Here is a 12,075-nt window from a genome sequence, read left to right as displayed (position 1 = left end):
ACGTGCTTAGGGCTATGCCTAAGCCTCCATGGTTATGCCCAGGTGTCCGGTCGAAACAGGGGCCAGTTCAAGAACATCGTCTGACAGGGGAACGCCCGATGCCGCGGCTTGGTTCTGAGACCAAGCCCATTCGCTTGTGCTGACCGCAACAGGTGCGCAGGCTGGGCGGTGCCCTGGACAGCCAGGGAGCCGCTGCCTACAGGCGCCCGCCACGATAACGCCAGCAGATAGCGCCACCTCCGGGGAAAGCTCCCAACCAGCCTAGCCACTTGGATCGGTAGCTAAAGGTACGTCCTGAAAACTCGACCCGCCCGGTTCAGTGTCTCCGGCATCAAAGCTGGTCAGGATCGGCCCCTCAAAGGGGGCTCGTTCAGCAGGCCTCGCACGATGGCGTAGCATGCACCCAGCAGGACCACCGTGAACGGGAGACCCGTTGAGACGGCCATGGCCTGCAAGCCGGCGAGGCCTCCGCCCAGAAGCAGCGCAATGGCCACAAGCCCGCCGAAGCTGACCCAGAACACTCGCTGGGGCGTGGGCGCGTTCACCTTGCCTCCCGCGGCAATGGCGTCGATCACCAGGGAGCCCGAGTCCGAGGAGGTTACAAAGAACACCACCACGAGCACGAGGCCCACGAGCGAGCTCAGGAAGGTCAGGGGCAGCTGGGTCAGCATGGCAAAGAGCTTCAGCTCCAAGGGCGCGTCCTGCGCGCCGGTGAAGCCGTCGTTCAGCACCTGGCTGATGGCCGTGCCGCCCATGGCCGTCATCCAGAGCACGGACAGCACCGTCGGCACGAGCAGGACGGCCACAAGGAACTCCCGCACCGTCCGTCCACGGGACACGCGGGCGATGAACATGCCCACAAAGGGCGACCAGCTGATCCACCAAGCCCAGTAGAAGGCCGTCCAGCCGTGCCGGAAGTTGTCGTCCGTGCGCCCGAACGGATTGGAAAGCGCCGGCAGGTAGGTGACATAGGCCCCGATGTTGCGGGCGAACCTCGTCAGGATGTCGAGCGTGGGACCGGCCACGATGACAAAGAGCAGCAGGAGCGCGGCGAGGCCCAGGTTCAGCTCCGACAGGCGCTTTACCCCTGCGTCCATCCCCGCCACCACCGAAGCCAGGGCGATGGCCGTGATCACGAGGATGACGAGCGCCAGCGCGGGGTTCGACGTCGGAAAGCCAAGGAGGAAGTTGAGCCCACCGGCCACCTGCTGGGCGCCGATGCCCAGCGACGTGGCCAGCCCGAAGATCGTGGCGAGGATGGCCAGGATGTCAATCACGTGCCCCGGCCAGCCCCAGATCCGATCCCCCAGGATGGGATGGAAGCAGGAGCGCAGCGTGAGCGGCAGGCCCTTGTTGAAGGAAAAGAGCGCCAGCGCGAGCGCCACGACGGCGTAGATGGCCCAGGGATGCAGACCCCAATGGAAGATCGAGGCCGCAAGGCCAAGCCGCCGGGCGGCCACAGGATCTCCTTCCGCACCCCCGAGCGGCGCCCAGTCGGTGCGCGCGCCACTCGCGTCAGTGGTCACGCCCCCGAACGCTGCGCTGAAGTGGCCCAGCGGCTCAGAGACCCCGTAGAACATCAGCCCGATGCCCATGCCGGCGGCGAAGAGCATGGAAAACCAGGAGACGTAGCTGTAGTCCGGCGTGGCGTCTGGCCCGCCCAGCCGCACGCGGCCCAAAGGCGTGGCGATCAGGGCAAGGCAGAGCAGAACGAAGATGTTGCCCGCGAGAAGGAAGAACCAGTCCAAGTTGGCCGTAAGCCAATCGCGCAGGCCCTCGAACAGCGGCTCGAGTTCGTTCTGGAAGGTCATGGTCAGCACTGTGAAGGCGACGATCGCGAGGGCCGAGACGGTGAAGACCACTTGGTGGATGTCGAACGACAGCACACCGTTGCGGGCGATGTTGTCCTGCCCGATCTCGTAGGAGGTCTTGATGATCTCGGTCTTACCTTCGGGTGCCCGGAGACGCTCTGCGCCGGAGACGGTGGGCTGGTCGTCGGCCTGATCGGGCCAATGTGTCATGAGCTCTTTCCTTTGCTCCCTCGATCCGAGGGGCTGAGCGGATGGTCCGTGGTGGCATCGAAAGGGGAGCCGCTTCGACCAGATCACTTTTTATGTACTGCCGACGCGACACGTCGAAGCGCCAGGTCCACTCATCGCCGTCAACGGCTGGATCGGCCCCATAGGGTGGAGACCATATCAACATCCGCCCGCCGATGAAACCGTGCCTCAGCACAGTCCTTCAGGAGCAGCTGAGGATGAGGGCTACAAATCCGAGCGACGCTACGGAGGTCTGCGGAAAACCTCTGCCATTTCGCTTCGTCCCGTTTACCATCGAGCCATGAACCCGATGGGAGGGACGAATGGTCAGGAGTGTTCTGGGGCTTGGTGCGGTGCTTGCCACATTTGTGACCGGGGCCTCGGCTGAGGGGCTCAAGGTCGGAATGATCACCACGCTCTCGGGCGGGGGCGCCGGGCTCGGGCTCGACGTGCGGGACGGCTTCCTCCTGGCCGTGAAGCAGTCCGGGCGGGACGACATCGAGGTCGTGGTCGAGGACGACCAACAGGAGCCGGACGTCGCCGTGCAACTCGCGGACCGGCTGATCCAGTCCGAGGGCGTGGACGTGCTGACCGGCATCATCTTCTCAAATCTGGCGATGGCCGTCGTGCCTTCGGCGGTCAATCAGGACGTCTTCTATCTGTCACCCAATGCCGGGCCATCGCAGCTCGCCGGGGCCGGGTGCCACCCGAACTACTTCAACGTCGCCTGGCAGAACGACAACCTGCACGAGGCGGCGGGAGCCCACATGAACGAGGCGGGCTTTTCGTCGGCCTTCATCCTCGCGCCCAACTATCCGGCGGGGCAGGACGCGTTGACCGGCTTCAAGAGATTCTACCAGGGCGAGCTGGCGGGCGAACTCTACACCCAGCTTGGCCAGACAGACTATGCGGCCGAGATAGCTCAGATCCGGGCGAGCGCGGCGGACAGCGTGTTCTTCTTCCTGCCGGGCGGCATGGGCATCTCCTTCCTCAAGCAGTACGCTGATTCAGGGGTGGACCTGCCCCTGGTGGGCCCGGGCTTCAGCTTCGATCAGGACATCCTCGGGGCGGTGGGCGAGGCGGCGCTCGGGGCGCGGAACACCTCGCAATGGTCCAAGGATCTCGACAACGACGCGAACCGCGCCTTTGTCGAAAGCTTCCAGGCGGAGTACGGGCGGCTGCCCTCGCTCTATGCGAGCCAGGGGTTTGATACGGCGAACCTCATGATCTCGGCCATGGAGAAGGCCGATGTGGCGGACATGGACGCCTTCCGCGAGGCGCTGCGGGAGGCCGGCTTTGCCTCGACCCGCGGCGACTTCGAGTTCGGGCCGAACCACCATCCCATTCAGGACATCTACGTTCGCGAGGTGGTGCTGGAAGGCGACGTGCTCACCAACCGGATCATCGGCACAGCGCTCGAGGACCACACCGATGCCTATGCCGCCGACTGCGCCATGTGAACTGACAAGGGGCTGCCAGACCGGCGCCCCGAGTCCCGCTGCATGAGCCTTTCGCTCCTTCTCGAGCAGATCCTGAACGGGCTCCAGCTCGGGGTGATGCTGTTCCTGATGTCGGCCGGCCTGACGCTGGTCTTCGGCGTGATGGGACTCATCAACCTCGCGCATGGGTCGCTTTACATGATCGGCGCCTTTGCGGCGGCAGCCGTGGCTGGGGCGACCGGGTCGTTCCTTCTCGGACTTGGCGCGGCGCTGGCCGCCGCCGCCGTCGCGGGGGTGCTGGTCGAAACCCTCGTGATCCGAAGGCTCTATGCGCGCGACCACCTCGACCAGGTTCTCGCCACCTTTGCGCTGATCCTCATCTTCTCGGAAGGGACGCGTTGGCTGTTCGGCTCCTTCCCGTTGTACCTCGATATCCCTGCGCCGCTTAAAGGACCTGTCACATTTCCCGGTGGCTTCGCGTACCCAGGCTACCGGCTGGCTATCATAACAATAGGCCTCGCCGTGGCATTGGCGCTGTTCTGGCTGATCGCGCGAACCCGGGTAGGCGTGCGCATCCGCGCCGGGCAGGCCGACCGCGAGATGGTGGCGGCGCTGGGCGTGAACATCGCCCGGCTCTACACGATGGTCTTCGCCCTCGGTGCGGCGCTGGCGGGCTTGGCCGGCGCGCTGGTCGGTGCCCTCCAGTCGGTGCAGGTCGGCATGGGTGAGCCGGTCCTGATCCTCGCCTTTGTCATCATCGTGATCGGGGGGATTGGCTCAATCCGAGGCGCCTTCGTGGCTTCGATCCTTGTGGGGCTCACGGACACGCTGGGGCGGTTCCTGCTGCCGCTCGCCTTCGGTATGGTGATGGAGCCCTCCGCGGCCAACATTGTCGGCACGGCCTTGGCCTCGATGGCGATCTACATCCTGATGGCGGCGGTGCTCGTGGTGCGCCCGACCGGGCTCTTCGGTGCGGCAACATGATCCGGGAGCGGCACCTGAACGCGCTCGTCCTTGGGGCGCTGCTCGCGCTGCCGCTCTGGGGCTTCTGGGCCGAGGCGCCCTTCATGATCACGCTCGCCACGCGCGCGGCGATCCTGGCGCTGGCCGCCGTCGGGCTGAACCTCGCGCTCGGCCTGGGCGGACTGGTGAGCCTAGGCCACGCGGCCTTTTTCGGAGTGGGCGGCTATGCGGCGGGAATTCTGGCCTTACACGCGCAGAGCTTCACGCCGATGATGACATGGCCGATCACGATCCAGGGCACGACCTCGATGCCGCTGATCTGGCTCGTCGCGGTCGTGGCCTCTGCCCTCGCAGCGCTCGGCATCGGCGCGCTCAGCCTCAGGACCTCGGGCGTCTACTTCATCATGATCACGCTCGCCTTCGGCCAGATGCTCTACTACTTCGCCGTGGCGCTGCCGGCCTATGGCGGAGAGGACGGCGTGTCGATCTATGTCAGGAATGCCTTTCCCGGCCTCAACACGCTGCGGCCGCTCCCCTTCTTCGCCATCTGCTACGTCCTTCTCGGACTCGCGCTCCTGCTGTCCTGGCGGATCTCCGTCTCGCCGTTCGGCCTTGCGCTCTCGGCCGCGCGGCAAAGTGAGGCGCGGGTGAGAACAGTGGGGATCGAGCCCTACCGCCTGCGGCTCGTGGCTTTCGTGATCTCCGGCGCGATCACCGGTCTCGCCGGAGCTCTCTTCGCCGACCTCAACCGCTTCGTCAGCCCGGCAATGCTGTCTTGGCATCTGTCGGGCGAGTTCATCGTCCTCGTCGTCCTCGGAGGCGTAGGACGACTGCTGGGGCCGGTGGTCGGGGCCGGTCTCTTCGTGTTCCTCGAGCACTGGCTGGGCGGCGTGTCGGATCACTGGATGATCTTCCTGGGCGCGGCGCTCCTCCTTGTGGTGCTCTTCGCGCGGGGGGGATTGATCGGCGGGCTGACGGCCGGGAGCCGGTCGTGACCGCCCCGGTGGTCGAGTTGCGCGGCCTGTCCCGCCGGTTCGGCGCGGTCGAGGCGGCAAGGGCCGTGACGCTCGACCTGCGGCCGGGCGAGATCCATGCGCTGATCGGGCCCAACGGGGCAGGCAAGTCGACCCTGATCGGGCTCACGGCCGGGAGCCTGCGGCCGGACGCCGGAAGCGTTCTTCTCGGTGGCGAGGACGTGACGCGTCTCGACGCCGTGGGACGGGCGCGGAAGGGGCTTGGACGGACCTTTCAGGTGTCCTCACTCGCTATGGAGCTGACCGTTCTGGAGAACGCCCTGCTGGGCGCAGTCGGCCGGTCGGGCCAAGTGATGCGCCTGTTCCGGTCCGCCCTGTGCGACCGTGACCTCGCCCTGCTCGCGAGGGCGGCGCTCGAACGGGTCGGCCTTGTCGAGGAAGCGGACCGGCGGACGGCGGATCTGTCCCACGGCCAGCGCCGGCTCCTCGAGGTCGCCGTCGCTCTGACGCTGGAGCCCAGGGCGTTCCTGATGGATGAGCCCATGGCCGGGCTCGGTGCCGAAGGCTCGCGGCGACTGACCGGGTTCCTCGACCGGCTCCGCGAGGAGGCGCCGATCCTGCTCGTGGAGCACGACATGGATGCGGTCTTCGCCATCGCCGATCGGATCAGTGTGCTCTGCTATGGCGAGATCATCGCCACCGGCACGGCCGAGGACATCCGCCGCGACCCTCGCGTCCGCATCGCCTATCTCGGGGACGACGCGGCATGAGCCTGCTCTCGGTCGAGGACATCTGTGTCGCCTATGGCCCAAGTCAGGCGCTCTTCGGCGTCTCGATCGAGGTAGGGCCAGGAGAGGTCATGGCTCTGATGGGCCGGAACGGGATGGGCAAGACCACGACAATCCGCGCCATCTGCCGCCTGATTGGCCTTTCCGGCGGTGCTGTCCGCTTCGACGGGCGTGACATGGCGAGCTGGCCGGCGCACCGGGTCGCCCGGGCTGGCGTCGGATTGGTGCCGGAAGGGCGACGCTGTTTCGCTCCACTCACGGTGGAAGAAAACCTGATCGCCGCGGCGCGGCCGGGGGAATGGACGCTGCCCCGCACGGTGGCGCTCTTCCCTCGACTGGGCGAAAGGCTCGGACAGCGCGCCGCCTCGCTGTCAGGCGGCGAGCAGCAGATGCTCGCTATTGCGAGGGCGCTAATGACCAACCCGCGGCTCCTGATCCTCGATGAGGCGACCGAGGGACTTGCGCCGGTCGTGCGCCAGGAGATCTGGGCGGCCCTGCGCCGCCTCAAAGAGGAGACCGGGGTCGCCATCCTTGTGGTGGACAAGTCGCTTCGGGAACTCGCAACAATCGCCGACCGGGCGGTGGTCATAGAGCGAGGCTCCACCGTCTGGTCGGGGTCCATTCGGGATCTCACAGGCGAGGTGAGTGAACGCTACTTGGGTGTTTAACTTTCCACAGACAAGCGGGACACGTCACGCCTGCATCAGGTGCCTCCCGCGCGGGCGAGGAAAGTCAGCAGAGCCTACTTGGTAGGGCGGCGACCAGAGGCATGCGCGGAGGAGACTTCGGAGAGCTTCATGCCCGACAGTCCGCAGGCCCTCAGAGTCACTTGATCGCCCCTGCTTGGCACGAGGTCGCCCACGTCGCGGCACACGTTGCCTTCGCAGAGCCGCCAGTCCCCAGTCTCCCGTCCTGCGTCAGCAAAGATAACCTCGGCCTGTGGCGGCAGCGCGGGCTGGTAGTGCCAGGCTCCATCTCGCAACACTGCACCTTCTGGCACCTCCATTCCAGCGCCCGAGCCTGCGATGGAAGCGGACTCGATGACGAGGCCCACCTCGGTCACCCGCCATTCCTCGCGCCAATCGGTCCTCTCGACCGAATGCGCCCAGATCAACGAGAAGGTCTCGATGGCCAGAGCCAGGGTCACGCCCCCCGCCGTCAGGCAGAGGCTCATGGCGCAGGAGCGCCCGGTGCCCTGACCGAGCGGACCCGCCAGAGATGCACGCCGACCACCGCTGCGGCCAAGGCAAAGCCGGCCTGGTCGGTGAGCGGCACGGCCAGAACGAGGAGCGCGCCCGCAACGAAGGCGGCGGTCCGTTCCAGAGCGCTCATCGGCCGGAGGAAGAAGCCCACAAAGGCGGTCCCCCAGAGCGCGATGCCGAGGCAGGCCTTGAGCAGCACATAGGCCACCTCGACCGGATAGCCGTAGGCCTGCGCGATGGCCCCGCCGTCCTGAAGCATCAGGGACGGCGTGTAGACCGCCATGAAGGGGATCACGAAGCCGGCGGTGGCGAGCTTGGTGGCCTCGAGGGAGATCCGCAGCCCCGAGGTCTTGGCCATCGGCGCGGCGGCAAAGCAGGCCAGCGCCACCGGCGGCGTCAGGTCGGCCATGATGCCGAAGTAGAAGACGAACATGTGACTGACGAGCAGGGGCACCCCGAGTTCAAGGAGCGCCGGGCCCGCCAGGGACGAGGTGATGATGTAGTTGGGGATGGTGGGAATCCCCATGCCGAGCACGAGGCAGGTCAGCATCGTGAGCAGGAGCGACAGGAACAGGGAGTCGTCGCCGATGCGGATGATCGCGCCGATGAAGGTGGAGGCGATGCCGGTGAGCGTCAGGGTCCCGATGACCACGCCCACGATGGCGCAGGCGATCCCAACCGGAAGGGCGTTCTTGGCGCCTTCGGCCATGGAGTCGCGGCAGATCAGCAGGGTTTCCCGGCCGCCTTTGAAGGTCAGGGTTGCCAGAACGAGGCCGCCGATCACCAGTGCCAGGATGTTGACGCCGAAGCGCATGAAGGCCGCGGCGGCGAGGCCCAGCGCGATCCAGAAGACGATCCGGAAGGCGAAGGGGCCGATCAGAGCCGCGATGGGCGAACCGAGGATGAGAACCACGGTCAGCGCAAGGCCCATGGTGCCGGCGAAGATCGGGGTGTAGCCCGCCATGAGCAGGTAGACGAGCGCCGCAAGCGGCAGGACCAAGGGCCAGTGGGTCCGGATCGCGTCCCAGGGCCGGGGGAGCGCCGCCTTGTCCATGCCGGACAGGCCCGCCTTGCCAGCCTCCAGGTACACCATCCAGAAGCAGACCCCGAAGTAGAGCAGCGCCGGGATCAGCGCCGCCAAGACCACCTCCGCGTAGGGGATGTTCAGGGTTTCGGCCATGATGAAGGCGACCGCTCCCATCACCGGGGGCATGATCTGGCCGCCCATCGACGACGTCGCCTCGACGCCGCCCGCGAAGGCCGACCGGAAGCCGAAACGCTTCATCAGGGGAATGGTGAACTGACCCGAGGCCACGACGTTCGCCACGCCCGAGCCCGAGATGGTGCCCATGAGGGCGGAGGACAGGACGCAGACCTGAGCGGGGCCGCCCCGGACTCCGCCGACGAGGCCGAGCGCCACGTCGTTGAAGAGGGCGATCATGCCAGCCCGTTCGAGGAAGGCTGCGAAGACCACGAAGATGAAGATGTAGGCGGCGGAGACATAGATCGGCGTGCCGAAGATGCCCTCGGTTCCAAAGGCCATGTGCTCGACGATCTGGTCGTAGTCGTAGCCGCGATGGACGAGGGCGCCGGGCATGTGCTGCCCGAAGAAGCAGTAGGCCAGGAAGACGCCGGCGATGACGGCGAGCGGCAGGCCCATCAGGCGGCGTGCGCCCTCGAAGACAAGGACCAGCAGCCCGGTCCCGACCATGAGGTCGAGGGTGGTCAGGAAGCCCGTCCGCTGAAGCAGGGGCACGTAGTTGACCCAGTTGTAGAGCCCCACTCCGAACCCCGCCAAGCCGAAGGTCCAGAGCATGATCTTCGACCGCCTCGTCCGGGCCTGCAGGTTGGCCATGAGCCCGAAGCCGAGCAGGAGGAGGAAGCCCACGTGCATGGCGCGCACCACCTGGCTTGGCAGCGTGCCATAGGCGGCGGACCAGAGCTGGAAGGCGGTGAAGGCGAAGGCGATCCAGAAGGCCACGCGGCCGGCCAAGCCTTCGCCGAATCCTTCTGCCAGACCCTCCCCAGGAGAGCCGTCGCCCGCTGCGGCCTGGAGCGCGGCGTCGGGAGGAAGCTGCCGAACCCCGTCGAGGTCGGATGTCGACATGTTGGCCCTCTCGGTCAGGTCATGGGCAGGACGGATCGAAGCCGCCGGGCTGATCGAGCCGGAGCGGTCGAGGTGGCCACCAAGGCATCGAGCCGGCGCCCCGTCGCTCCGGCGCAGGGGCTCAGTTGAGCAGACCCATCTCGCGGTAGTAGCGTTCGGCCCCCGGGTGCAACGGGACCGGGCTCTCGTCCACGGCCGTCTCGACGGCGATATCGGCCGCCGCGCTGTGCGCGGCCGTCATGCGGTCGAGGTTCTCGAAGAGCAGCTTGGTCATCTGGTAGACCGTCTCCTCGGGCACGTCCTCATGGGTGACGAGGTAGTTGACGACGGTGGCGGTCTCCACGTCGGCCTCTTGGCCCTCGTAGGTGCCCGCCGGGATGATGCCGGGGGCATAGGGCGCCCCGATGCTCCCGACGAGATCCGAGGGGATCTCGACGATGGTGATCGGGTTGGTGGTGGCGAGGTCTTGGATGGAGGCGACGCCCAGGCCCGCAGACTGGAGCGTGGCGTCGAGCTGGCCGTTCTTCATGAGCTCGACCGATTCGGCGAAGGGCAGATATTGCACCTGGCCCATGTCGTCGTAGCTCATCCCGGCGGCCTCGAGGATTGCCCGGGTGTTGAGCTCGGTGCCAGAGGCGGGCGCGCCCACCGACAGCGTGCGCCCTTCGAGGTCGGCCAGTGTCGTGATGCCCGAATCCGCAGTGGCGACGAGCTGGAGGTAGTTCGGGTAGATGGCCGCGACCCGGCGCAGCTTGGTTAACGGTTCGCGGAAACCAGCCTCCTCGTTGCCCTCCCACCCCAGAACCAAGCTGTCGCCCAACGAGAAGGCGATCTCGCCTCGAGCTTCCTGTAGGAGGTTGAGGTTCTCGACCGAGGCCTTGGTGGCCTGGACCTGAGTGCGGACGCCTTCCATCTCCGTCCCGTATATCTCGGACAGGGCGACGCCGAGCGGATAGTACACGCCAGAGGTCCCGCCGGTCAGGACGTTGACGAACTCCTGCGCCTTCGCAGCGATGGGACCGTAGGCAAGCACCGCGGCGAAAGCGCCTGCTGCAACCTGGACCATATGCATGGACATTCTCTCCTCCTAGTCAGCTCGAGACGCATCCCAAAGGTCAGTCGCGCCTTCTGGCGAGCGGTCATTCAGCCAGCGTCGATCTTGGGCGACGGCTTCTGTATGCTGCAAACGAAAACGCCTTCCTGATCGAAGATGTCGTCAGGACGCAACTGCATCCCGTCCCGATACTCAAAGACACGCGACTGCGATGATGCAGTCAGCGTCAAAGGGTCGGTCTGGTCATGGCTGGATGAGCCTATCGTACGCTTAGCACACAACGAAGTCGGGCGACCTCAATTGCTCATGGAAGTGAGAGTACCTCGATGGCGCAGAAGGACCCAAACCGACCGGTAGGGTCGGTCTGGGCTGATCGCCGAGATACTCTTATTGGTCCACCTCGACCTCCTGCTGAGCGTCCAAGTCGCCCTCCGCATTTGGTTGGTCCTGCGTGGGGTCTTCGTTCTGTACCCCGCCTTGGCCTTGCTGGAAGGTGATGACCGGCTCGCCCGTCTGGCTGAACTGCACCTCGGCCTCGCCGACCTGCTCAACAGTAACGTTGGGCTCGGCCTGTTCGACCGTCACCACCGGCTCCTGCTGGGTGACCTCGACTTGAGGATCGCTCTGCGGTTGAGTCAACAGCACCTGGGCCTCTTCCGACTGCTGGACCTGCACGTCGGCCTGCCCGTCGCCGCCTTCGGCCTGCTCGACCCGCACCTGGGGTTCGGGCTGCTCGACGCGCACTGTCGGCTGCGCCTGCCGCACCTCGACCTGCGGCTCGGGGTTGGTCACCGCGACCTGCGGGTCGGGCATGGTGATGATGATCTCCGGCGGCGGCTGCTCGATGGTGATGATTGGCTGGGGCACCTGGACCCGCACATTGGGCGGTGCCTGCCGCACGAGCACCTGCGGCTGCCCCTGGTTCACCGTCACCTCCGGCGGGGGATTGGTCACCGTCACCTCGGGCGGCGGTTGGGTGACTTGGACCTCTGCATCGGGCTGGACCACGACGATCTCTGCCGCCACAGCTGCGCCGTCTTGGACCTGTTGTCCGGTGTCCAGCGGCGCCAGCTCGGCGCTCGCTTGATCGAAAAGCGCCTGGCACTGGGCCGCGTCGCCCGCCTCGATCACCTGCTCTGCCTCGGCAATCCACTCTTCGCGCAGGCGGTCGGCCTCTTCGGCCGTCAGGGCCTCCAAAGCCTCACATCCTTGGGCTCCGCCCTCGGTCTGGGCGGTCTGCGTCCCGACCTGCTCGCCAGTCTGCGGCTGGGCCTGCGCTTGCTGGGTCTGCTCGTCGCCCGTCTGCTCAGGCGCGCCGTCACTGCCGAGCTGCGCGAGCTCCGTCACCGCCTGGTCGTAGTAGGTCTGGCACTGGGCCTGGTTGCCGGCGTCGATGGCATTCCGCGTAATCTCGATCCACTCCTCGCGGAGTTGGTCTGAGGTGTCAATCGGCACGGGATCGGGACCCTGGATCGGCGTTCAAGAGGGACCCCGGTGTGGATGCGGCGA

The 12,075-nt window shown here is 66.5% G+C and carries 10 protein-coding genes; 5 read left to right on the top strand and 5 right to left on the bottom strand.

Annotated features, from left to right (window positions below):
* Positions 1–341: 341 nt before the first annotated feature.
* Positions 342–2,021 carry a BCCT family transporter gene (locus FHG71_RS21840; RefSeq protein WP_139083811.1) on the bottom strand — a complete coding sequence of 560 codons (1,680 nt, stop codon included), beginning with the start codon at positions 2,019–2,021 and terminating at the stop codon, positions 342–344.
* 341 nt (positions 2,022–2,362) lie between these two features.
* Between FHG71_RS21840 and FHG71_RS21835 the strand changes: the two genes are divergently transcribed.
* The 5 genes from FHG71_RS21835 to FHG71_RS21815 are packed head-to-tail and all read left to right on the top strand — an operon-like array spanning position 2,363 to position 6,871.
* The gene (locus FHG71_RS21835) at positions 2,363–3,499 is read left to right on the top strand and encodes an ABC transporter substrate-binding protein (protein WP_139083810.1); all 1,137 of its coding nucleotides are present in this window, start codon (positions 2,363–2,365) and stop codon (positions 3,497–3,499) included.
* Positions 3,500–3,541: 42 nt separating this feature from the next.
* Complete coding sequence (locus tag FHG71_RS21830) at positions 3,542–4,462, top strand: branched-chain amino acid ABC transporter permease (protein WP_139083809.1); 921 nt, start codon at positions 3,542–3,544, stop codon at positions 4,460–4,462.
* On the top strand, positions 4,459–5,436 hold the full coding sequence (locus FHG71_RS21825) for a branched-chain amino acid ABC transporter permease (RefSeq protein WP_139083808.1): 978 nt from the start codon (positions 4,459–4,461) through the stop codon (positions 5,434–5,436). Before FHG71_RS21830 ends, FHG71_RS21825 begins: the two co-directional genes overlap by 4 nt.
* On the top strand, positions 5,433–6,185 hold the full coding sequence (locus FHG71_RS21820) for an ABC transporter ATP-binding protein (RefSeq protein ID WP_139083807.1): 753 nt from the start codon (positions 5,433–5,435) through the stop codon (positions 6,183–6,185). The genes FHG71_RS21825 and FHG71_RS21820 overlap by 4 nt, the downstream gene beginning before the upstream one ends.
* The gene (locus FHG71_RS21815) at positions 6,182–6,871 is read left to right on the top strand and encodes an ABC transporter ATP-binding protein (RefSeq protein WP_139083806.1); all 690 of its coding nucleotides are present in this window, start codon (positions 6,182–6,184) and stop codon (positions 6,869–6,871) included. Before FHG71_RS21820 ends, FHG71_RS21815 begins: the two co-directional genes overlap by 4 nt.
* Before the next feature lie 74 nt (positions 6,872–6,945).
* On the opposite strand, the gene FHG71_RS21810 is transcribed toward FHG71_RS21815, so the two are convergent.
* The 4 genes from FHG71_RS21810 to FHG71_RS21795 all read right to left on the bottom strand — a co-directional run bounded on the left by FHG71_RS21810 (position 6,946) and on the right by FHG71_RS21795 (position 12,021).
* Positions 6,946–7,377, bottom strand: coding sequence for a DUF1850 domain-containing protein (locus FHG71_RS21810; protein ID WP_139083805.1), 432 nt, complete (start codon positions 7,375–7,377; stop codon positions 6,946–6,948).
* Positions 7,374–9,512: a TRAP transporter permease gene (locus FHG71_RS21805; protein WP_139083804.1), complete on the bottom strand. Its 2,139-nt coding sequence runs from the start codon at positions 9,510–9,512 to the stop codon at positions 7,374–7,376. The genes FHG71_RS21810 and FHG71_RS21805 overlap by 4 nt, the downstream gene beginning before the upstream one ends.
* A 121-nt stretch (positions 9,513–9,633) precedes the next feature.
* A complete protein-coding gene (locus FHG71_RS21800) occupies positions 9,634–10,584 on the bottom strand; it encodes a TAXI family TRAP transporter solute-binding subunit (protein WP_176559570.1) in 951 nt (316 codons plus the stop codon).
* Positions 10,585–10,953: 369 nt separating this feature from the next.
* Entirely contained in the window at positions 10,954–12,021 is a 1,068-nt protein-coding gene (locus tag FHG71_RS21795) for a hypothetical protein (RefSeq protein WP_139083803.1), read from the bottom strand.
* Positions 12,022–12,075: the final 54 nt, after the last annotated feature.

Origin of the sequence: Rubellimicrobium roseum, from assembly GCF_006152145.1 — a bacterium.
GTDB lineage: Bacteria > Pseudomonadota > Alphaproteobacteria > Rhodobacterales > Rhodobacteraceae > Rubellimicrobium > Rubellimicrobium roseum.
The sequence above is the reverse complement of the archived record's forward strand: the minus strand, read 5'-3'. Positions and strand labels throughout refer to the sequence as shown.